The following is a 20,794-nucleotide window of genomic DNA, read 5'->3' on the forward strand; positions in this document are numbered from 1 at the left end:
AAATGGAACTTACAGTAAAAGAATTAAAAGAATATTCTAAAGGAGAATTTCTAACAGAAACAACAGATGCAAAAATAAATGTACTATCAACAGATACAAGAAAGATAGAAAAAGGAAATGTTTTTTTAGCTTTAAAAGGAGCTAATTTTAATGGAAATGAATATGCTAGCAAAGCTTTTGAGTTAGGAGCTGAAGTTTGTATAGTTGATGAAATTCTTTTTGATTTAGAAAAATACAAAGATAAAGTAATTATAAAAGTAGAAGATACTAAAAAAGCACTTTTAGATATTGCACATGGATATAGAAATAAATTAGGGATAAAAGTAGTTGGAATAACTGGATCAACAGGTAAAACTAGCACTAAAGATTTAACTACTGCATTTTTAAGTGGAAAATATAAAGTATTTAAAACAAAAGGAAATTTTAATAATGAAATAGGACTTCCACTTATGATATTACAATTAGATAGTAGCTATGATATAGCAGTACTTGAGATGGGAATGAGTGATTTTGGTGAAATTCACAATTTAGTTAAATGTGCTAGACCTGATATTGCTCTTATGACTAATATAGGAATTTCTCATATTGAGATTTTAAAAACAAGAGATAATATATTAAAATCAAAAATGGAAATAACAGATTATTTTTCAAAAGAAAATATCCTTATAGTTAATGGAGAAGATGATAAATTAACAAATATTTCTTCAAATGAGTATGAAGTGGTGAAAGTTGGATATAATTCAGAATATGAATGTTTTGCAACTGATATAAATGCAACTTTAGAAAAAACAGAATTTACTTTAAATTATAAAGGACAAAAAGCTAGAATATCATTAGATATGGTAGGAAAGCACAATGTTTTAAATGCACTTCTTGGAATAGAAGCAGGGTTTAAATTAGGATTAAGTATTGAAGAAATGATAAAAGGACTTGAAAATCTAGAAGCTACTTCTATGAGATTAGAATTTATAGATGGTAAAAGTGTAAATATTATAAATGACTGTTATAATGCAAGTCCAGATTCAATGAAATCAGGTTTAGATGTTTTAAAAATGAAAGAAGGAAGAAAAGTAGCTATATTAGGAACTATGCTTCAATTAGGTGCAGAGGCTAAAAAAGCACATAAAGAAGTAGGCGCTTATGCAAAAGATATTGCAGATTTATTAATAGTTACTGGAGATTTTAGAGAAGATTTCAAAGAAGGCTTTGAAAAAGAAAGCATAAAATTATATAATACTAAAGTGAGTCTTATAGAGGATCTAAAAAATGTTATACAAAAAGGTGATAATATTTTAGTTAAAGCTTCAAGAGGCGAAAAATACGAAGAGATAGTTAGAGAATTAAAAAATATCTAATTAAACGAAGGAGGTGAGCTACTAGGATTCTAGTAGCAAGAAAATTATGGGGGATTTTTCAAATTTAATTAACCCGACGATGCTGTTTGCATTAATAGTAGGATTAGTTGTAGCATTAATATTAGGTCCAATATTTATACCATTATTACACAAGTTTAAGTTTGGACAAAATATAAGAGAAGATGGACCTCAAAGCCATCTAAAAAAAGCAGGAACACCAACAATGGGAGGAATAATTTTTATTATAGCTATTATCGTGGTTATGATATCAATGAGATATAGTATTTCATCAGAAGGAATGGTTATTCTTTATTCAATGATTGCATTTGGATTTATAGGATTACTTGATGATATGCTTAAGATAATTCATAAAAATAATTTAGGATTAAGAGCATGGCAAAAAATGGTTTTATTATTACTTTTCTCAGTAGCAATGGCTTATTATGCATATGCTAATATAGGTTCAACTATATCAGTGCCATTTACTGATATACATCTAAGTTTAGGAATTATCTATATCCCATTAGTTATAATTTATTATGCAGCAACAACAAATGCAGTAAATTTAACAGATGGGCTAGATGGTCTTGCTACAAGTGTGACAATAATAGTTCTTATATTCTTTACTATTGTTTCTGTTAAAGAAGGTAAAGAAGATATAGCAGTATTTTGTATAGGGTTAATTGGAGCCTTATTAGGTTTCTTAAAATATAACAGATTTAAAGCAAAAATATTTATGGGAGATACAGGATCTCTTGCTCTTGGAGGAGCTATAGGAAGTATAGCATTACTTTTAAAAATGCCAATAATAGTAGTTATAGTTGGAGGAATTTATGTATTTGAAGCTGCTTCAGTTATAATCCAAGTTATTTCATTTAAAACAAGAGGTAAAAGAGTATTTAAAATGGCACCTGTACATCATCACTTTGAACAATTAGGATGGAGTGAAGTAAAGGTAGTTAGAGTTTTTTCATTAATAACAATAGCACTTTGTATTATAGGGTATGTTTCACTTTAGAAAAAAATAGTGGAGGAGTTTTGATATGAGAGGTAAAAAACTCGATATAAAAAAGGGTAAAAATGGTCAAATAGATATATGGTTATTTGCAATAATATCAACTCTTTTGTCAATAGGAGTTGTAATGGTATATTCAGCAAGCTCATATTTTTCTATGTTTGAATCAAATGATAGTACTGTATTTTTTAAAAAACAAGCTATGTGGGCAGTACTTGGAATAATAGCAATGATTATTACAATGAGAATTGATTATCATAACTATAGAAATAAGAGACTTATGTATGGGCTATATATTGTAACAGCTATTCTTTTATGTGCAGTTTTTCTTTTCCCAGCTACTAAAGGAGCTCAAAGGTGGATAAAGTTGCCTGGAGGAATGTCTTTTCAGCCCTCAGAGCTTGCCAAATATACTGTTGTTTTATTCTTAGCTTATAAGTTAACCAAACTAGGAAAAAATATAAAAAGCTTAACAAAAGGAGTAATTCCTTGTTTAGCATATGCAGGTATAATTGCAGGGATAATATTAAGCCAAAAAAATCTAAGTATAGCATCTGTAACGATGATGGTTTCATTTGCTATGATATTTATAGCTGGTGCAAGATTTAAAGATATGTTTGGAAAAATAGCACCACTTTTGGTTTTAGCAGCAGTAGGTTTTACATTTAGTTCGCCATACAGATACGCAAGACTTACTAATTTTGTAGATCCATGGAAAGATCCAGCGGGAAATGGATATCAGCTTATACAATCTTTATATGCATTAGGTTCAGGTGGAATAACTGGGCTTGGACTTGGTCAATCAAGACAAAAAACTATGTATATGCCAGAGCCACATAATGATTTCATATTTTCAATAATAGGAGAAGAATTAGGGCTTATAGGATGTTTAGTTATAATTACTCTGTTTATTGCATTTATATGGCGTGGAATAAAGATAGCTATGGAAGCTAAAGATAGTTATGGATCTTTAATAGCTGTTGGAATAACTTCTATAATAGGAGTTCAATGTCTTATTAATATAGCAGTTGTAACAGGTTCAATGCCAGTTACTGGAGTTCCTTTACCATTTATAAGTTATGGAGGTTCATCTTTGGTAATAAACTTGGCAGCTATGGGAATTCTCTTGAATATATCTAGGCAAAAACAAGTGAAAATTGAAAGATAAATTTTAAGGAAAACTTAGTTTAAACTAAGTTTTCCTTTTTTAATGAACTTTATTAAGAGATTATTAAGATATGATAGTGAAAAAAATATGGAAAAATGATATTATATTAGTATAAATAAAAAAATATACTAGGGGAATTATGATTTATGAGAAAAATTAAAAGTGTGGGGAGAATAAGAAAAAGGAAAGGAAAAGCTTTTCTAAAAGGACTTTTTATACTTTCTTTTCTTTTGATTGGAATATTACTTTTTTTAACTAAGTCTGACTTTTTCAATATTAAAGAAGTTTATGTAAAAGGTGAAAATCTAACTTTAGAGGAAAGTTTAAAAGAAAAAGGGAAGAATTTTATTGGTGAAAATATACTATTTTTAAAATCAAAAGATGTTATAAGTAGTCTAAATGAAAATCCTTATGTTAAAAGTGTAAATATTAGTAGAAAATTACCCAATAAGCTTATATTAGATGTAGAAGAAAGTGATGTAGCTTTTTATATAGGAAAAGGAAAAAATGCTTATATTTTAAGTAGTAATCTAAGGATACTAGAGAAAAATAATAATGGTAATTTAAATTCTGATATAAAAAATCTTGTTGAAATAACAGGGATTAAATTAGATGAAATAAAAATAGGGGATAAGCTTATAGATGCTGAAGATAAAATAGTAGATAATATATGTAAAAATATATATGAAATAAAAAAGGTAAATAAAACAAAACATAAGATAAATAGAGTAGATTTCTCTAATTTATCTAGAATAATAATATGGATAGGACAGGTAGAAATAAGGGTTGGAGATGGAACAGATTTTATAAGTAAGGTAAATACTGCTTTAAATATATTAGAAAATAAAGAATTAAAAATGGAAAAAGGATATATTGATTTAAGCTTTGATGGATCTCCAATTATAAATAGGGGGGAGAGTAAATAATTATGAAAAAAGTAACATCACAGATTTCCATAGGAATTGTTTGTGTATTACTAGGTTTTTTACTTACGTATCAATTTAAAGCTTTAACAAAAAAAAGCGATACTGATTATGATAAAAATGATATTTTACATCAAGTAGATGCTTTGAAAAAGCAAAAAGATGAATTGGAAAAGACAAATAAAGGCTTAACAGAGAAGGTTAAAGAATTAGAAGATGCAGCAACAAAAGAAGGAAATATAGGTGGAGAAATAAAAAGTAGGTTAAATAATTCTAGGATGATTTTAGGACTTTTAGATGTAGAAGGACCTGGAATTGAAATAACAATAAATCCCAAAACTTCTCTTTTTGGGTCAAACTCAGAAAGTGGTGGTAGTAGCCTAGTTACAGAGGATGAATTAGTCCATATAGTTAATTTATTAAAGTTTGCAAGAGCAGAAGCTATTTCTATTAATGGACATAGAATAACACCACAAACTGGTATAAAAAATTCTAAAAATTATATTTGGATAGGAACATCTGGACAAGTTAGTCCAGAGCAAAAAATAACTATAAAAGCAATTGGGGACAAAGCAAGATTAAAGGTTGCTTTGAATTTCCCAGGAGGTCTAGATTATGGATCACTTCAAAATTACAATTGTGATATTGAAGAAAAAGACAATATAATTATAGAAAAAACTACTCAAAGTTTAAAAACTGAGTATTTAAAACCAGTTAAGGAGGGGGAATAAAATGATTCCAACTATAGGAATTTTAATAGGGGTAATTTTAGGATTTATTTTTGATATAAATGTGCCAGAAAGATTTTCTCCGTATATGTCAGTGGCAATACTTGCATGTTTAGATTCTGTTTTTGGTGCAATACGAGCAAATATGTCAAAAAATTTTAAGGTTGATATTTTTATTTCAGGTTTTTTTGGTAATGCTTTATTAGCAGCCGGATTAGCATATTTAGGTGATAAATTAGGAATTCCTATATATATAGCAGCTGTTATTGTTTTTGGAGGAAGAATATTTGATAATTTTGCTATAATTAGAAGGCTTATACTAGAACGTATAAAGTCTAAATAGGTGAGATTAATGAGAAGTTATAGTAAGAAATTTATAATATTTTTCTTGTCGATATTTCTAGGAATACTTATTTCTTCTAATTCTAATTTTAATGGTATAAAAAAATATTTTTCATTGGACTTTAGAGAGTATAATGATGCTGCTATAGAGAGAAATGACTTATATAAAAAAATTTCTAGTTTAGAAAAAGCAAATAAGAAAAATACAGAGTTAATAGAATCTTATAAAAATAGTAATAGTAGTAATACTAAAGAAGTTATAGAACTTATGAAAGAGCAGACAGAATATTATGGAATGCTTACAGGTTCAGTACCAGTTGAAGGACCAGGAATTCTTTTAAAAATAAATGATGGAGATATTTATAATAAAGACAATAATAGTGTAGAAATAGCAAATAAGATATTTCATGATAGAGATGTACAATTAGTGATAAATGAATTAAAAAAAGCTGGTGCAGAAGCAATAATGATAAATAATTATAGATTAACGCCAACTACTGGACTTTCTTGTAATGGACCATTTATAATATTTCAAGATGAACATACTGAATATGCTCCTTTTTATATTTATGCCATTGGAAATCCAGAAGAAATGGAGGCTGCTATTCTTTCAGAAGAGAGTCATATAAGACAACTTCAGTTAAGAGAATTATCGATAGAAATAGAAAAAATGGATAATATAAAAATGCCAGCAGCTTCAAATGAAGTAAAATCTGAATACATGAAAGAAACTGTAGAAAATAAAGATAAAAAATAATAAAATTTTGATGTAAATAAAGGGTTTTAGAGATTTTTAGAGAATATATAATTTAGGGTCAAACAATGGAGGCTTATTATGAGTATTAAAGAAAATATTAAAAAAATAAAAGAAGAAATAGGCGATAATGTTAAGCTTTTAGTTGTATCTAAAACTCGTAGTTTAGAAGAGATGGAAGAAGCTTATGAAATAGGTGAAAGAGATTTTGCTGAAAATAAGGTTCAAGAGTTAGTTTATAAAGAAGAAAACTTCCATAAAGATGTTAATTGGCATTTAATTGGAAAACTTCAAACTAATAAGGTAAAATATATAGTTGGAAAAACTGCTCTTATTCATTCTCTATCAAGTGTTAAGTTATTACAGATGATTGAGAAAAAATTTGGAGAATCAAATGAAATAGCTAATGTTTTAATTCAAATTAACATAGGAAGAGAAGAATCTAAAAGTGGGATTCTTGAAGAAGATTTAGAAGAACTTATATTAGAAGTTGAAAAATGTAATTTTGTAAAAGTTAAAGGAATAATGGTTATTATTCCTAAAGGTGATGAAGAATCAAATAGAATGTATTTTAGAAAAACTAAAGAAATATTTGATGATTTAAAAACTAAAAAATTCAAAAATATAGTAATGGAAACTCTTTCAATGGGAATGACTCATGATTATAAAATAGCTATAGAAGAAGGTGCAAACACAATTCGTGTTGGTACAGGAATATTTGGAGAAAGAGATTATAGTAAATAGGAGGAAATGAAAATATGGCAAATATGGTTTCAAAAATGAAAAACTTTTTAGGATTCGGAGATGAAGATGAAGATATCGATGATTTCGATGATGATAGATTCGACGATGACGAATTAGCTCACAGTGATGATTATGAAGAAGAAAGTGGTCCTGTTATAATTGGTGGTGGAAGAAATAATAAGGTTGTAAATATTCATAATAATGCATCAGCAAAAGTATTAATAACAAAACCAACTTCATATGAAGAATCAATGGAAATTTGTGATGCTTTAAGTAATAGAAGAATAGTTGTTATAAATACAGCAAATCTTGAAAATAAAACAGCAAGAAGACTTCTAGATTTTATAAGTGGGGCATCATATGCATTAAAAGGAGATTTCCAAGAGATTGATAAAGGTGTATATATTCTTTCACCTTCAAATGTAGAAGTTACTAATGAATTAAAAAGTGAGTTATCATCAAAAGCTTTATTTAATTGGAGCAAGTAGGTGAAAATATATGTCAAGATTAGTACTGACATTTATAGATGCTTTATTTAATATTTTAGAATTGTTTATATTAGCAGATGTAATATTTTCATTTATACGAAATGTAAACTTAGGTTCGATAAGGGAGTTTGTATCAGCAATTGTAAATCCAATTTTAGCACCTTTTAGAAGTCTACTTTTTAAAATATTAGGATATAGCCAAATTGACTTCTCTCCACTTCTTGCTATAATAGCTTTAGATATTATAAAAAATTTAATTATAAGGTTGTTGTTTTAGCATGAATAAAGAAGATTTTTTTAAAAATTTTAAGGAAGAAGATAAAAATGAAATTATAAATCTTTACGATAAATTTAATTTAGCTTTAGAGAAAGATATAACTTTATTTTCAAATGAATTTTATACACCAAATATTTGGACTATATTTAGAGATAATATAAAAATAAAGGACTTTAAAATAGAATCTTATGGGGTATTCAATGAGGCAGAAAGAAAAATTATTAGTTTTAATAATTTATACCAAATTGAATATCCAATTAAGGTTGTAAAAATAAAAAATAAGTCTAAATTTAAAAATCTTTCTCATAAAGATTACTTAGGAAGTATTATGTCATTAGGTATAAAGAGAAATAAATTAGGAGATCTTATCGTAAAAGATGATATTTGCTATGTTGCTGCTTTTTCAGATATAGCAGAATATATAGCTTCAAATTTAAATAGAATTTCTAATGTCAGTTGTGATGTAGATATTTTAGAAGCAGATGAAGTAGATATAAGATATGAATTTACAGAAGAAGTAATAAATGTTCAATCAAAAAGATTAGACTCAATTGTTTCTAAGATAACGAGAAAATCTAGAAGTACAGCAGAAGAGATTATTTCTAGAGGTGATGTGCTTATCAATTATTCTGTATATAGAGATAAAAGTAAAGAAGTTAAAGAAAACGATAGGATAACTGTAAGAAAATATGGTAAGTATATTCTAGGAAGTATAATTGGAAATAGTAAAAGTGGTAAATTAAAAGTTATTATAAAAAAATATACATAGAAAAGGTGGTATTATTATTATGAAATTAACTCCAATGGATATAAACAATAAAGAGTTTAAAAAAGGGTTAAGAGGATATAATTCAGATGAAGTTGATGAATTCTTAGATGAGGTTATTGAAAATTACGAGGAATTATATAAAGAAAATTCAAAATTAAAAGAAAAGATAACAGTTTTAAATGAGCAAATAGATCATTATGCTAAAATAGAAAGTACAATACAAAATACACTTTTATTAGCTCAAAATGCAGCAGATCAAGCTAAAGAAAGTTCACAAAAAGAAGCTGAACTTGTAGTTAAAAATGCTAATGAAACTGCACAAAAAATAGTTGATAAGGCACACAATGATGTGATTCAAATAAATGATGAATTTGATAGAATAAAACAAGAGTTTATTAAATTTAGAGTTAAATTTAGAAACTTTATGAATACACAACTAGAGACATTTGATGATTTAGAAAGAGATTTAAATAAAAATTATTCAATTGCAACTCCAATTGATGAATTCATGCCAAAAGAAATTGGATATAATGAAGAAGTTGTTGATGAAGTTGTAGAAGATGTACAAGCTGATGATTTAGATGAAATAAAAAGCTTTTTTGCAAGTGATGTAGAATAATTATTAAAAGGTTGATATTACAAAATATAAGTAATATCAACCTTTTTTATTATATTATTGAGATAAATTATTTATTATATTATAATTGAGAAGTAATAAATTGTAGGAGTATATAAATGGAAGAAAAAATTTTTGAGATAAATGAAGAAAATAAAGGAATTAGAATAGATAAATTTATAACAGATATTATGGAAGGTAAATCTAGATCTTATATACAAGGAATGATAGAAGAAGGATATGTTCTTGTAAATAATAAAAAGGTTAAGAGTAATTATAAACTAAAATTAAATGATGTTATAAAAACAACTATAAAAGAGCCAGTAGAATTAGAAGTAAAAAAAGAAAATATTCCAATAGATATATTATATGAAGATTCTGATGTAATTGTAGTAAATAAACCCAAAGGTATGGTTGTTCATCCTGCACCAGGAAATTATGAAGGAACTCTTGTAAATGCACTTCTTTATCATTGCAAAGATTTATCCAGTATAAATGGAGTAATAAGACCTGGTATAGTTCATAGAATAGATAAGGATACTACAGGAGTTTTAGTAGTTGCAAAAAATGATGAAGCTCATGTTAAGCTTTCAGAGCAGCTTAAAGATCATAGCATGAAAAGAGAATATTATGCACTTGTTGAAGGAAGACTTAAAAAAGATAGTGGAACTATAGATAAACCTCTTGCAAGAAGTAAAAGAGATAGATTAAAGATAGCAATAACAGAGGATGGAAAAAGAGCTGTAACTCATTATAGTGTTATAGAAAGGTTTAAAAATTCTACTCTTGTCAAATGTGTATTAGAAACAGGAAGAACTCATCAGATAAGAGTACATATGTCTTCTATTGGATATCCATTAGTTGGAGATCCTTTATATGGATTTAAAAAACAGAAGTTTAAAGATGATGGACAAATGCTTCATGCAAAAGTTCTTGGATTTATTCATCCTAGAACGGGAGAATATATGGAGTTTTCTTCAGAACTACCAGAAAATTATAAAAAATTATTAGAAAATTTAAGAAAAGATTGTATTTAGGAGGAGTTATACTTGAAATTAAAAGCAAATCTTTTAGATGATAAAGCAATAAAAAGAAGTTTAATTAGAATATCTCATGAAATTATTGAAAGAAATAAAGGAGTAGCTGATTTAGTATTAGTTGGGATAAAGAGAAGAGGATATCCTCTTGCAAAAAGAATATCAAAACAAATAGAGCAAATAGAAGGTGTAAAAATAGAAGTTGGATATGTTGATATTACACTTTATAGAGATGATTTAACATTAGATAGTGATACTCCTAACTTTAAGGGAACTGACTTAGGAGTTAACATAAAAAATAAAAAAGTAATTATTGTTGATGATGTTTTATATACATGTAGAACTGTTAGAGCAGCAATTGATGCAATTATTGATGTAGGAAGACCTAATGGAATACAACTAGCAGTTCTTATAGATAGAGGACATAAAGAACTTCCTATAAGAGCAGATTATGTTGGTAAAAACATACCTACATCTAAAGATGAAGTAATTGGCGTTAAAATAGAAGAAATAGATGGGGAAGACTCAGTTAAAATATACGAAAAAGAATAGGGAGAACATAAATGGATTATAAATTAATTGCAACAACTACATTTGGGATAGAAGGAATAACTGCAAAAGAACTTAAAGCTTTAGGATATGAAAATCTTAAATCTGAAAATGGAAAAGTATTTTTTGAAGGTGATGAGATGGATATTGCGATTGCAAATACTCATTTAAGAACAGCTGATAGAATACTTATAAATATGGCAGAATTTGAAGCTAGAAGCTTTGAAGAATTATTCCAAGGTACAAAAAAAGTAAATTGGAGTAGTATTATTCCTAAAAATGGTGTTATGCACGTAACTGGTAAATCAATAAAATCTACTCTTCATAGTGTTCCAGATTGTCAATCTATTGTAAAAAAAGCAATTGTAACTAGCATGAGCGAGGCATATGGAATAAATACTTTTCCAGAAGATGGGCCAGTATATAAAATAGAGGTTGCTATTTTAAAAGATAAAGTAACTCTTACTATAGATACTACAGGACCAGGACTTCATAAAAGAGGATACAGAGAAAATTCAGGAGCAGCTCCATTAAAAGAAACACTTGCAGCATCTATGGTTTTACTTTCAAGATGGAAAAAAGATTATACACTAATAGATCCTTTTTGTGGTTCAGGAACTATACTAATAGAGGCATGTATGATAATGCAAAATATAGCACCTGGACTTAATAGAAGCTTTGTATGTGAAACTTGGCCAACTATGGATAAAGAAATATTTGATCAAGTTAGAGAAGGAGCTAGAAATGCTATAAAAGATTATGATTTAGATATTATAGGTTATGACATAGATAAAAGAGTTTTAAGAACTGCTAAAAATAATGCTGTAAAAGCTGGAGTTGATAAATGGGTTAAATTCCAAGAGAGAGATTTTAAAGCTTTTTCAAATAAACATAAATATGGATTTATAATTACAAATCCACCATATGGAGAAAGATTAAGTGATTATAAAGAAGTTGAAATGTTAAATAAAATATTTGGTAAGTATAAAAAGCAATATGATACTTGGGAATTTAATATCCTTACTTCTTTTGAGAACTTTGGTAAAGCTTTTGGAATAAAAGAAACAAAAAATAGAAAACTTTATAATGGTAAATTAAAATGTTATTATTATCAATATTTTGATAATGACAAAATAAAAAATGCTGGTGATACAGTAGTTCAGTGTTTAATTGGATAAGAAATTAAAGGTTAATAATAAAAAACGGATTTAAAAAAATCCGTTTTTTATTTATTACAGTTGTTTAATATTTAAATTAGGAAAATCTTTTGGCTCTGTATATAGAGTCCAGTTAGTATGATAAATTACCATTCCTGGTTTTCCATTAGCAGGTTTTTTTAAATTTTTAACAAAAGTATAATCTACAGGAACTTTTGAAGAAGATTTAGCCTTGCTATAATAAGCTGCAATAACAGATGCTTCTTCAATAGTATTATCTATTAACTTATCAGTACAGACAATAACATGAGAACCTGGAATATCTTTAGTATGAAGCCATAAGTAATTCTTTTTAGCAAATTTTAAACTTAAATAATCATTTTGTATATTATTTTTTCCAACATAAATATCTATGCCGTCAGAAGAAACAAAGTGAAGAGGTTTTGATTTTTTATGATTTGATTTTTTTAGCTTTTTAAATTTCAAATAACCTGTATCCATAAGTTCTTCTTTTATTTCATCAATTTCTCCATAATCCTCTATATTTAAAAGGTTTGTTAAAACTGAATTTAAATATTCTAATTCATGTGCATTCTTCTCAAGTTGAATAAAAGCTTCTTCTTCAGCTTTTTTCATTTTATTGTATTTTTTATAATATAGCTGAACATTTTGTGAAGGAGATTTATTTTCATTTAAAGGTATAGTGATATTTTCTAAATTTACGCTATAAAAATTTTGAAGGGTTATTGATTTTTCTCCTTCTTTTATGGAATATATATATGAAGTTAATAAATCACCATAAACTTTAAATTTTTCTTTTTGAGCACAATCTTCAATAGTTTTATTTAAAATCTTATCTTTCTTTTTACATCTATCAATATTAGTATTTAAAAATCTTTGAAGATCATTTGATTTGTTATGAAGTCTATCTTGTTTATCTTTTTTAAAGAAATAATCTTCTATTAATTCAGAGGGAGAATCATAAGTTATAAAATTGCTAAATTCTTTTTTAAATTTAAAGCAATGAAAATCTTTAAAATTACCATTCTCATCTATAAATATATTAAATGAAACATTTTCCTTTAAATTTTGGAACAAGTTTTTTAATACATAATATAATTTTGAATCATCCTTTATAGAAGATAAATTTTCTTCATTTTCTAAATATAATTCTTTAGATAGAGGTTTGCTTATACCTATGAAAGTATTTGAAAAAAAGTTTTCGTTTAATTCTTCTAAAGTATTTACAAAAGGTTTAAATTCCTCTAAAGTAAAATTATATGGATTTAATTTAGTTGATTTTGGTGGATAAACATATTCTGTACCAGGATATAAAACTCTAAAAGTATTTATATCAGGAGTAATATGTTTTATACATTCCATAACTTTATTATCTCTTTCACGTACAAGAGAAATATTGGAATGTCTACCCATTATCTCGATAATGAGAGAATATTTACTATTAAAGCCAAGTTCATCATTTGCAGATATTTTAATTTCAATTAATCTATCTCCATTTATTTGGACTACATCTAGGATTGTACCTCCTAAAAGGTACTTTCTTAAAACCATAGTAAATAATGGAGCTTTAAGTGGATTTTCTTTTGGAATGTTTGTTAGATGCATTCTAGAAAATCTAGGAGAAGCAGAAATTAATAGTTTATGATTTTTTCTATTATTTCTAATTGTTAATATAATTTCATCTTTTTCAGGCTGATTTATTTTATCAATTTTACCATTTATTAAATATTCTTTTAAGTTATCTATTAAACTATTTAAAAATATACCATCTAGTGCCATTTATATTTCCTTCTTTCTAAGATTGTTTAAGGATAGTATAACATTAGATGATTGGATTTATCAATAAAATAAGCGGAGGGGAATAAAACATGAAATTTGTTAAAATGCATGGAATAGGGAATGATTTTATCTTTGTAGAAGATTTAGAAAATAAATTAGTAGAAAAAGAAAGTGAAATCGCAATAAAAGTTTGTGATAGGCATTTTGGAATAGGAGCAGATGGATTAGTATTAATTAGAAGTTCAGAAGACTGTGATATACAAATGACTATTATAAATAGTGATGGTTCTAAACCAAATATGTGTGGAAATGCAATAAGATGTTTTAGTAGATATGTATATGATAAAGGTTTTGTAAAAGGAAAAGAATTCTCAGTAGAAACTGGTGATGGAAGAAAAGATATAAAATTAAATTTAAAAGACGAAGAAGTTACTGGAGTTAGAGTGTTTATGGGAAAAGAATCTTATAAAGCTTCAGATATTCCATTAAAAGAAGGATTAAAAGAAATAATAAACTTTAAAGTTGATGTTTGTGGGAATGAAGTATTATTAAATACTGCTTTAGTTGGAGTACCACATACAGTAATAATAGATAATGAAGATAAGTTTAAAACTAATTTTGGAAAAAATATAGAAAAATTAGAAATATTTAAAGAAGGTTCAAACATTAACTTTATAAAGATAATAGATAAAGATCATATTATAGTAAGAACTTGGGAACGTGGAGCAGGAGAAACTTTAGCTTGTGGAACAGGAGCATGTGCAAGTGTAGCAATTTTAAATAGATTGGGACATGTTTCTGAAAATGTGGAGGTAACACTTCCAGGAGGTAAGCTTAATATAGATTTAGAAGAAGAGGGAATTTATATGACAGGCCCAGGAGAATATATTTGTGAAGGTGAAATATTATAAGTTGTAAAAGGGATAAAAGATGAGAATAAAAAAGAAAGGAATATTTTTAATAACTAGTTTTATATTAATAGCTTTTTTATATTCATGTGGTAAGGAAGAGGATACATTAAGTCCTAAAACTAATATTATAGATATAGAATTGGGTTCATTAATAGAAGAAAAAGGATCAGGAATATCAAATTTAAATTTAACAGAAACAGGCTATAAAAAAGTGCGAAATGATGATGCTATAGTGGAATATAATAAGAAATCAGAAAATTATATTTTTATAAGGAATAATGAACATTACTTTTATTCTAGGGGAAAAGAAAAAAAGTTAGAAGAAAATAATTACGAAAATTTACATTTATCTGATGATGGAAAATTTTTAGGCTATATGGCTTATGATAATATATATACATTAAAAGTACTAAATATAGAAGATAATAAAGAAGTAAATATAAAATCAAAAGTATCAATATCAGGAAAATTATTTGATTTTATAGGAGAAAATAATTTAATATATTATGGTATATCTGAAAAAAATGAAAATGGAATTTTTAGTTATAATTTAGGAAGCGGAAAAGAAGAACTTTTATATAAAATAGATACAGGATACTTAGAGTTTTTTAAATCTTATAAAGATGAAATAATATTTCTACAAAGAGTTAATGAAGATGAAAAATTATTGAAAAGCTTAAATTTAAAAGATAAAAGTGTAGAGACCTTAAGTAGTAATATAGATTTATTAAGTGATGTTTTGAAAAGTGAAAACAATTATTATATTTTAGGATCTACAAAGAATGATAAAAATTCTTTATATATTTTAAATGATGGAGAATTAGAGAGAATAGTTTATGATTTCCCTGAAATAGTAGAAATGAAATCGGGACTAAGCATAAATAAAAATGGAGAAATTTTATTTATGGGATCAAATGCAGGAGAAAAAAATTTAGATGTATATAGCTATAGTAAAGAGAATGGGATAAACCTTTTAACTGAAAATAGTGGAAAATATAATTTTATAAAAATAAATTAAAAGAATATCAGAAATGATATTCTTTTTTATATGTTTAAATGTATAAAAATGGTAAAAGTGACAAGGATTTAAATGAGGTGATGCATATGAAAAATTTAATAGATGAAATAGATTTTAAATATATAGAAAAATTATCTTTAAATAAATGCTTTGAATTAGACTTAATCCCAATAAAGAAAGAAGATTTTGTTTATATAATTTGTGATAATTCTAAAAACAATTATATAGATAGGTTAAATCTTGTATATGGACTTCAAATAAAAATTTTAGAAATAAATGAAGATGAATTTTTAAAATTAAAGCACATGATATTTTTAGAGCTAAATGAAAATGTAGAAAATATAATAATTGAAGAAGCTATAAATGATAGAGCAAGTGATATACATTTTGAACCTAGTAGAGGTGGAGTTAATATAAGGTTTAGAATAGATGGTTTATTGGTAAGAAGATATAAAATATCTTATGAAATTTATGAAAAGGTTATATCTAGAATAAAGAACAATAGTAATTTAGATATAACGGAAAAAAGAAAACCACAAGATGGAAAAATGAAATTTAAGCTAAATAATAATGAATATAATTTAAGAGTTTCTATAATAAAAACTATAAATGGCGAAAAATTAGTAATTAGAATATTAAGAGAAGGATTAATAAAATTAGATTTTAGAGATTTAACAAATATAGAAGAACAAAGAAAAGATTTGATAAGAATAGTAAGAAAAAAAGAAGGACTTGTTATTATAAATGGACCAACTGGTTCTGGAAAATCTACTTCTTTATATTCAATTTTAGAAAGTTCTAAAGATGATGGAATAAATATAACGAGTATTGAGGATCCTGTGGAAGTTTCTATAGATGGAATAAATCAAATTCAACTTAATAGGAAAGTAAATTTAGATTTTTCAAATGCATTAAGGTCAGTTTTAAGACAGGATCCAGATATAGTTATGATAGGTGAAATAAGAGATAGTGAAACAGCTAAAATGGCTATTAGAGCATCTATAACAGGGCATAAAGTTTATTCAACTCTGCATTCAATTTCAGGGAGGGAAGTGTTTTTTAGATTAAAAGATCTTGGCATAGATGAAAAATTTTTAAGAGAAGCATTAGTAGGAATTATATCGCAAAGATTAATAAAAAAGCTTTGTGATAAGTGTAAACAAGAAGAAACAATAAATTTTAATGGAGAAAATATAAAATGCTTTAAAAGAGTAGGCTGTACTAAATGTAGTTATACAGGCTATAAAGGAAGAATATTATTGTCTCAAATATATAAACTTGATAAAACTTTTTCAATAGAAGAATTAGAAAAAGATAGTAATATGCTTTCAAATAATAAAATGAAAGAAATGGCTTACAAACATTTAATAAATGGAGATATAACTTATATCGATTATATAGATTTTATAGAAGAAGAGGAGGACTATAATGATCAATATAAGATCTTATGAAAATATAACATTAATAAGTGAAAATTTAAGTAAGCTTTACAAAGATGGTATAAATATAGTTTTAGCTTTTGAGTTAATGTTAGATTTACCATTAAAAAAAAGATATAAAGAAAGTCTTTTATGTATAAAAAAAGAAATAGAAAAAGGAAATAGTATATGGCAAAGCTTTAATAAATTTAAAGAGTTATATCCTGAATTTTTCATAAATATGATAAAAATCGCAGAAAAAACAGGAAAATTATCAGAGGTTTTAAATGGTCTTAGTAAATATTATAAAAGTAAATATGAATATAGAAAGAGAACTATTATAAGTTGTATTTATCCATCATTAATATTTATATTTTTGATTTTATTTTTTCTTATGATTCTATATTTTATAATTCCAAGCTTTAAGGAACTTTTAGAAGGAAAAACTGAGTTAAATTTGTTTATAAAAGGAATAATAAATTTTTCAAATTTTTTAAATGAAAACAAAATTTTAGGATTATTAAGTATAATAAATTTTTTTATTGTATTTCCAATTGTATTTTTTGTACTTAAGTGGAATGAAATAAAGACATTATTATTTAAAAAAGTAAAAAGGTTAAATTTTAGAGAAGAATATGAAATAGTACTTATATTAAATTTATTTATAGAGAGTGGTGTTAATTTAGTAAAAGGAATCGATTTTTATATAAATTCAAAAGAAATAAAAAATAAAGAAGAGTTAATTAAAATAAAAAAATCAATAATGAGTGGAAAAACAATAAGTGAATCATTAGAAGAATTAGATAAAATAGGCCGATATTCTTTAGCTATGATAAAAATTGGAGAAGAAAGTGGAAGTTTGGATATAAGACTAAATACAGTAGTAAAGAATTTAGAAGAAAAAAATGAGCAGTTAGTTAAATGGATTTCTTCTTTAGTACAGCCAATTTTAATTTGTACATTAGGAGCAATATTAATTTTATTTATAGGGACATTTTTTATTCCAATTATGGATAGCATTTATGGAGTAACGAAATGAATAAAAAGAAGAAAGGCGTCACTTTATTAGAGGTTGGAGTATCATTATTTATAATTACCTTAACATTGAGTATTGGAAGTGTTTCCTACAGATATTACAAAGATTATGAAACATTAGTCATAGAAAAAGAGTTTTTAAACCATATGTATTCATTTATAAATTATAGTAGAAAAACATGTATATCAGAAGAAAAGCCAGGAGAAATCATAAATGATAAAGAAATAAAGTCAATAACATTTAGAATGATTGATAAAAACGGAAAAGAAATTGTACAAAGTTTAGAGATACCAGACAAGATAATATTTTTAAAAGAAGCTTCATTAAAAATAAATTCTAAAGGTGAGTTAAATTCTACAAGTATAGAATGGAAAGGAATAGAAACAAATAATATTTATAAAATAACAATAAGTGTTGGAATAAATACAATGAGGGTATATATAAATGGAAAACAAGAAGAATGGTAATGTGTTAGTAGAAAGTTTAATAGCCATAAGTATAACTATAATAGCTTTATCTTTAGTAGGAAAATCAATTTTAAATTATTATTCAATTCAAAGAGCAGAAGAAAAAAGATATAAAAAAGCGAATATAATTGAAATTTTAGAAAAAGAAATAAAATATAATACAAGCTTATGTAGTATAAATAATAAATTTAAATATTCAAATGAGTTTTATTTAGATTTAAAAGAATTAGATGAAAATAAAATAATAAATTCTAATATTATTGATTTATTAAACGAAGAATCAGGAGATATAAGTTTAAAAAAGATAAAAAGTAATGATGTAAGTATAGAATTTTTAATAAAGTTAGAGGAGGAAAAATTTGAAAAAAATTTCGAAAAAGAGAAATGGATGGAATTGCAAGGGATATGCTCTTCTGGAAACTAGTATATATTTAGGATTAACTACATTATTATTTTGTATTTTAACTAAGTGTATAATATCTACTTCAATAGAAACAAAATCAATTTATAAAAACTCAATGAAAATTAATTCAATTGAAAGTGGAATATATAATATAAAAGATTATTTAAATGGATATAGTAATTTATATTTTGAAGAAAATCAAAATAAATTAGTAATATTCAAAAAAGATGATAGTGCTAAAAGTCCATTAAAGGATGAAATATATTTTTTTGAAAGAAAATTATTTTTAAAATATTATAGAAGAGAAAATGGAAATTTAAAAACGTATAGCTCTTTAATTATGGATAATATAGATGATTTTAGGATTATAAAAAAGGATAACTTATTGTATTTATTTATAAAATCTGGAGGTATAGAGAGATATGTCTGCGTATAAAAATAAAGGAAATATATCGATTTTAGCAGTATTATTTTTAAGTATGTCAGTATTATTTTTTAGTACCATTTATAAGATAACAAATTTAGATATAAAGAAAAATTCTAATATTATAGTAAGTAAAAGTGCAATAGAATTAGAAGAAAAAAGATATTATATTTTAAAGGTTGTTCAAGATTATATAAATAAAATTGATAAGCTAGAGTTTAATAAAGAAATAAGTTTTGAAAACCCTAATATAAATAAAATTTTAAAAGATAAATATGCTATAGGAAATTTGAAATTTAAATTGTTAGCAAATAAAAGTGGATTAATAAACTTTAAAAATTTAGGAAACAACAAACAAGAAGAATTTGAAATTTACTATAAACAGGAGAATTTATGTACTTGCAATAAATCTAATTGCGAATTTAATAGTGAAAAAATAATTCTTATACCTAAAAGGAGATTTCAATGAAAAGATTAACTTTGATAATAGATAATAATGACATTATATATAATAGAGAAAAAATTACATATGATAAATTATGTAAACTAATAAAAACAAAATCTAAGTTAAAAATAATAATTTTAAATGAAAATATATTTTTTAAAATTATAGATAGTATAAATGAGAAAGAAATAAAAAGTTTAATAGAATCTGAAATTTTAGTAGATGTGCAAAAAGAAGATTATTTAATTCATTATGAAATTGAAAAGAAAAAAGAAAGAACACTTGTTTATGCAATAAAGGGAAATAAAATAATAAAAGATATATTAAACAATTTTATTAATTCAGAAATAGAACCAATATATTTTAGTATAAGAAATAGCATTTTAAAATTAAAGAGAGATAAATCTTTTAAATATAAAGTTAAGTTTATGAAGAAATATTTTTATATAAATGTAGAAGATGGAATGATTTATTTTGATGGCATTAGTGATGAAAATGAATATAAAGAAGCTAAATTTTTGTTAAAAGATGGAAAGGGATGTGTTAATTTTAAATGAAATATTTGAAAGAATATAAAAACTTTATACCAATAGATATATATGAAAAAAGAAATAAAATTGAAATTGGAAAATTAAACTCTATAATAATTATTATTTTATTAGGAAATATAATATTATTTTTTATGACTATAGATAAAATTAAAACAATAAAAGAAAATAAAAATTTAATAGAGTACTCAATAAATAAACAAGATGGAATAAGTTTAGATGAAATTGTAAGTTGGATAAATTTATTAAATTATTCATCAGAAAGTGGAGTAATAGAAAATAATAAAGGAACTATAAAGGTAGAAAATAAAAATATAGATAAAATAAATGAAAAATCAAAAATTAATAGTATTAAAGAAAGTGAAAACTTTTTAACTCTTAGTGTAGAGGAGATTAAATAAT

26 protein-coding genes are annotated in these 20,794 nt (G+C 25.1%); 25 read left to right on the forward strand and 1 reads right to left on the reverse strand.

Annotation, left to right across the window (positions count from 1 at the left end; translation table 11 throughout):
* Window positions 1–2 precede the first annotated feature (2 nt).
* The 15 genes from HMPREF1092_RS05720 (at window position 3) to HMPREF1092_RS05790 (ending at window position 11,943) form a co-directional block, all read left to right on the forward strand.
* The gene (locus tag HMPREF1092_RS05720; RefSeq protein ID WP_002597683.1) at window positions 3–1,355 is read left to right on the forward strand and encodes a UDP-N-acetylmuramoyl-tripeptide--D-alanyl-D-alanine ligase; all 1,353 of its coding nucleotides are present in this window, start codon (window positions 3–5) and stop codon (window positions 1,353–1,355) included.
* A 46-nt stretch (window positions 1,356–1,401) separates the two neighbouring features.
* Window positions 1,402–2,373, forward strand: coding sequence for a phospho-N-acetylmuramoyl-pentapeptide-transferase (gene mraY / locus HMPREF1092_RS05725; RefSeq protein WP_002597684.1), 972 nt, complete (start codon window positions 1,402–1,404; stop codon window positions 2,371–2,373).
* A 25-nt stretch (window positions 2,374–2,398) separates the two neighbouring features.
* Entirely contained in the window at window positions 2,399–3,538 is a 1,140-nt protein-coding gene (spoVE, locus tag HMPREF1092_RS05730; RefSeq protein WP_002597685.1) for a stage V sporulation protein E, read from the forward strand.
* A 146-nt stretch (window positions 3,539–3,684) separates the two neighbouring features.
* Window positions 3,685–4,464 (forward strand): cell division protein FtsQ/DivIB, encoded by a 780-nt coding sequence (locus tag HMPREF1092_RS05735; RefSeq protein WP_002597686.1) that lies wholly within the window; start codon window positions 3,685–3,687, stop codon window positions 4,462–4,464.
* A 2-nt stretch (window positions 4,465–4,466) separates the two neighbouring features.
* Window positions 4,467–5,192: a DUF881 domain-containing protein gene (locus HMPREF1092_RS05740; protein WP_002597687.1), complete on the forward strand. Its 726-nt coding sequence runs from the start codon at window positions 4,467–4,469 to the stop codon at window positions 5,190–5,192.
* A gap of 1 nt (window position 5,193) precedes the next feature.
* Window positions 5,194–5,532, forward strand: coding sequence for a small basic family protein (locus HMPREF1092_RS05745; protein ID WP_002597688.1), 339 nt, complete (start codon window positions 5,194–5,196; stop codon window positions 5,530–5,532).
* Window positions 5,533–5,541: 9 nt separating this feature from the next.
* On the forward strand, window positions 5,542–6,288 hold the full coding sequence (locus HMPREF1092_RS05750) for a DUF881 domain-containing protein (protein ID WP_002597689.1): 747 nt from the start codon (window positions 5,542–5,544) through the stop codon (window positions 6,286–6,288).
* A gap of 78 nt (window positions 6,289–6,366) precedes the next feature.
* Window positions 6,367–7,029: a YggS family pyridoxal phosphate-dependent enzyme gene (locus HMPREF1092_RS05755; protein ID WP_002597690.1), complete on the forward strand. Its 663-nt coding sequence runs from the start codon at window positions 6,367–6,369 to the stop codon at window positions 7,027–7,029.
* Between the two features lie 14 nt (window positions 7,030–7,043).
* Complete coding sequence (locus tag HMPREF1092_RS05760) at window positions 7,044–7,517, forward strand: cell division protein SepF (protein ID WP_002597691.1); 474 nt, start codon at window positions 7,044–7,046, stop codon at window positions 7,515–7,517.
* A 10-nt stretch (window positions 7,518–7,527) separates the two neighbouring features.
* On the forward strand, window positions 7,528–7,794 hold the full coding sequence (locus HMPREF1092_RS05765) for a YggT family protein (RefSeq protein WP_002597692.1): 267 nt from the start codon (window positions 7,528–7,530) through the stop codon (window positions 7,792–7,794).
* A 1-nt stretch (window position 7,795) separates the two neighbouring features.
* The gene (locus tag HMPREF1092_RS05770) at window positions 7,796–8,563 is read left to right on the forward strand and encodes a YlmH family RNA-binding protein (protein WP_002597693.1); all 768 of its coding nucleotides are present in this window, start codon (window positions 7,796–7,798) and stop codon (window positions 8,561–8,563) included.
* Window positions 8,564–8,582: 19 nt separating this feature from the next.
* On the forward strand, window positions 8,583–9,182 hold the full coding sequence (locus HMPREF1092_RS05775; RefSeq protein WP_002597694.1) for a DivIVA domain-containing protein: 600 nt from the start codon (window positions 8,583–8,585) through the stop codon (window positions 9,180–9,182).
* Between the two features lie 116 nt (window positions 9,183–9,298).
* Window positions 9,299–10,216, forward strand: coding sequence for an RluA family pseudouridine synthase (locus HMPREF1092_RS05780; RefSeq protein ID WP_002597695.1), 918 nt, complete (start codon window positions 9,299–9,301; stop codon window positions 10,214–10,216).
* Between the two features lie 12 nt (window positions 10,217–10,228).
* Entirely contained in the window at window positions 10,229–10,768 is a 540-nt protein-coding gene (gene pyrR, locus HMPREF1092_RS05785; RefSeq protein WP_002597696.1) for a bifunctional pyr operon transcriptional regulator/uracil phosphoribosyltransferase PyrR, read from the forward strand.
* Between the two features lie 11 nt (window positions 10,769–10,779).
* Window positions 10,780–11,943 (forward strand): THUMP domain-containing class I SAM-dependent RNA methyltransferase, encoded by a 1,164-nt coding sequence (locus tag HMPREF1092_RS05790; protein WP_002597697.1) that lies wholly within the window; start codon window positions 10,780–10,782, stop codon window positions 11,941–11,943.
* A gap of 54 nt (window positions 11,944–11,997) precedes the next feature.
* Here HMPREF1092_RS05790 and HMPREF1092_RS05795 read toward each other — a convergent pair whose 3' ends face one another.
* The gene (locus tag HMPREF1092_RS05795) at window positions 11,998–13,722 is read right to left on the reverse strand and encodes an Rqc2 family fibronectin-binding protein (protein WP_002597698.1); all 1,725 of its coding nucleotides are present in this window, start codon (window positions 13,720–13,722) and stop codon (window positions 11,998–12,000) included.
* 89 nt (window positions 13,723–13,811) lie between these two features.
* Here HMPREF1092_RS05795 and dapF point away from each other — a divergent pair, with 89 nt between their 5' ends.
* The 10 genes from dapF (at window position 13,812) to HMPREF1092_RS05845 (ending at window position 20,793) form a co-directional block, all read left to right on the forward strand.
* Window positions 13,812–14,633 carry a diaminopimelate epimerase gene (gene dapF / locus HMPREF1092_RS05800; protein ID WP_002597699.1) on the forward strand — a complete coding sequence of 274 codons (822 nt, stop codon included), beginning with the start codon at window positions 13,812–13,814 and terminating at the stop codon, window positions 14,631–14,633.
* A gap of 19 nt (window positions 14,634–14,652) precedes the next feature.
* Window positions 14,653–15,651: a hypothetical protein gene (locus HMPREF1092_RS05805; protein WP_002597700.1), complete on the forward strand. Its 999-nt coding sequence runs from the start codon at window positions 14,653–14,655 to the stop codon at window positions 15,649–15,651.
* An 86-nt stretch (window positions 15,652–15,737) separates the two neighbouring features.
* On the forward strand, window positions 15,738–17,102 hold the full coding sequence (locus HMPREF1092_RS05810) for a GspE/PulE family protein (protein WP_002597701.1): 1,365 nt from the start codon (window positions 15,738–15,740) through the stop codon (window positions 17,100–17,102).
* Window positions 17,080–18,108, forward strand: coding sequence for a type II secretion system F family protein (locus tag HMPREF1092_RS05815; protein ID WP_002597702.1), 1,029 nt, complete (start codon window positions 17,080–17,082; stop codon window positions 18,106–18,108). Before HMPREF1092_RS05810 ends, HMPREF1092_RS05815 begins: the two co-directional genes overlap by 23 nt.
* Entirely contained in the window at window positions 18,105–18,572 is a 468-nt protein-coding gene (locus HMPREF1092_RS05820) for a hypothetical protein (RefSeq protein ID WP_002597703.1), read from the forward strand. The genes HMPREF1092_RS05815 and HMPREF1092_RS05820 overlap by 4 nt, the downstream gene beginning before the upstream one ends.
* A complete protein-coding gene (locus HMPREF1092_RS05825; RefSeq protein ID WP_002597704.1) occupies window positions 18,550–18,996 on the forward strand; it encodes a hypothetical protein in 447 nt (148 codons plus the stop codon). Before HMPREF1092_RS05820 ends, HMPREF1092_RS05825 begins: the two co-directional genes overlap by 23 nt.
* On the forward strand, window positions 18,932–19,411 hold the full coding sequence (locus tag HMPREF1092_RS05830) for a hypothetical protein (RefSeq protein WP_040413622.1): 480 nt from the start codon (window positions 18,932–18,934) through the stop codon (window positions 19,409–19,411). The genes HMPREF1092_RS05825 and HMPREF1092_RS05830 overlap by 65 nt, the downstream gene beginning before the upstream one ends.
* Window positions 19,398–19,868 (forward strand): hypothetical protein, encoded by a 471-nt coding sequence (locus HMPREF1092_RS05835; RefSeq protein ID WP_002597706.1) that lies wholly within the window; start codon window positions 19,398–19,400, stop codon window positions 19,866–19,868. The genes HMPREF1092_RS05830 and HMPREF1092_RS05835 overlap by 14 nt, the downstream gene beginning before the upstream one ends.
* The gene (locus tag HMPREF1092_RS05840; protein WP_002597707.1) at window positions 19,865–20,401 is read left to right on the forward strand and encodes a hypothetical protein; all 537 of its coding nucleotides are present in this window, start codon (window positions 19,865–19,867) and stop codon (window positions 20,399–20,401) included. Before HMPREF1092_RS05835 ends, HMPREF1092_RS05840 begins: the two co-directional genes overlap by 4 nt.
* Entirely contained in the window at window positions 20,398–20,793 is a 396-nt protein-coding gene (locus HMPREF1092_RS05845; protein WP_002597708.1) for a hypothetical protein, read from the forward strand. Before HMPREF1092_RS05840 ends, HMPREF1092_RS05845 begins: the two co-directional genes overlap by 4 nt.
* The last annotated feature ends 1 nt before the right edge of the window (window position 20,794 follow it).

The sequence above is a fragment of the Clostridium thermobutyricum genome, from assembly GCF_000371465.1.
GTDB lineage: Bacteria > Bacillota > Clostridia > Clostridiales > Clostridiaceae > Clostridium > Clostridium thermobutyricum.

Coding starts and splice junctions, on each gene's coding strand:
- HMPREF1092_RS05755 (WP_002597690.1), top strand. CDS start 6,367: ATGAGTATTAAAGAAAATATTAAAAAAATAAAAGAAGAAATAGGCGAT.
- HMPREF1092_RS05775 (WP_002597694.1), top strand. CDS start 8,583: ATGAAATTAACTCCAATGGATATAAACAATAAAGAGTTTAAAAAAGGG.
- HMPREF1092_RS05825 (WP_002597704.1), top strand. CDS start 18,550: ATGGAAAACAAGAAGAATGGTAATGTGTTAGTAGAAAGTTTAATAGCC.
- HMPREF1092_RS05805 (WP_002597700.1), top strand. CDS start 14,653: ATGAGAATAAAAAAGAAAGGAATATTTTTAATAACTAGTTTTATATTA.
- HMPREF1092_RS05810 (WP_002597701.1), top strand. CDS start 15,738: ATGAAAAATTTAATAGATGAAATAGATTTTAAATATATAGAAAAATTA.
- HMPREF1092_RS05765 (WP_002597692.1), top strand. CDS start 7,528: ATGTCAAGATTAGTACTGACATTTATAGATGCTTTATTTAATATTTTA.
- mraY (WP_002597684.1), top strand. CDS start 1,402: ATGGGGGATTTTTCAAATTTAATTAACCCGACGATGCTGTTTGCATTA.
- HMPREF1092_RS05780 (WP_002597695.1), top strand. CDS start 9,299: ATGGAAGAAAAAATTTTTGAGATAAATGAAGAAAATAAAGGAATTAGA.
- HMPREF1092_RS05845 (WP_002597708.1), top strand. CDS start 20,398: ATGAAATATTTGAAAGAATATAAAAACTTTATACCAATAGATATATAT.
- HMPREF1092_RS05745 (WP_002597688.1), top strand. CDS start 5,194: ATGATTCCAACTATAGGAATTTTAATAGGGGTAATTTTAGGATTTATT.
- spoVE (WP_002597685.1), top strand. CDS start 2,399: ATGAGAGGTAAAAAACTCGATATAAAAAAGGGTAAAAATGGTCAAATA.
- HMPREF1092_RS05750 (WP_002597689.1), top strand. CDS start 5,542: ATGAGAAGTTATAGTAAGAAATTTATAATATTTTTCTTGTCGATATTT.
- HMPREF1092_RS05820 (WP_002597703.1), top strand. CDS start 18,105: ATGAATAAAAAGAAGAAAGGCGTCACTTTATTAGAGGTTGGAGTATCA.
- HMPREF1092_RS05795 (WP_002597698.1), bottom strand. CDS start 13,722: ATGGCACTAGATGGTATATTTTTAAATAGTTTAATAGATAACTTAAAA.
- HMPREF1092_RS05760 (WP_002597691.1), top strand. CDS start 7,044: ATGGCAAATATGGTTTCAAAAATGAAAAACTTTTTAGGATTCGGAGAT.
- HMPREF1092_RS05735 (WP_002597686.1), top strand. CDS start 3,685: ATGAGAAAAATTAAAAGTGTGGGGAGAATAAGAAAAAGGAAAGGAAAA.
- HMPREF1092_RS05835 (WP_002597706.1), top strand. CDS start 19,398: ATGTCTGCGTATAAAAATAAAGGAAATATATCGATTTTAGCAGTATTA.
- HMPREF1092_RS05740 (WP_002597687.1), top strand. CDS start 4,467: ATGAAAAAAGTAACATCACAGATTTCCATAGGAATTGTTTGTGTATTA.
- HMPREF1092_RS05790 (WP_002597697.1), top strand. CDS start 10,780: ATGGATTATAAATTAATTGCAACAACTACATTTGGGATAGAAGGAATA.
- HMPREF1092_RS05770 (WP_002597693.1), top strand. CDS start 7,796: ATGAATAAAGAAGATTTTTTTAAAAATTTTAAGGAAGAAGATAAAAAT.
- HMPREF1092_RS05815 (WP_002597702.1), top strand. CDS start 17,080: ATGATCAATATAAGATCTTATGAAAATATAACATTAATAAGTGAAAAT.
- HMPREF1092_RS05840 (WP_002597707.1), top strand. CDS start 19,865: ATGAAAAGATTAACTTTGATAATAGATAATAATGACATTATATATAAT.
- dapF (WP_002597699.1), top strand. CDS start 13,812: ATGAAATTTGTTAAAATGCATGGAATAGGGAATGATTTTATCTTTGTA.
- HMPREF1092_RS05720 (WP_002597683.1), top strand. CDS start 3: ATGGAACTTACAGTAAAAGAATTAAAAGAATATTCTAAAGGAGAATTT.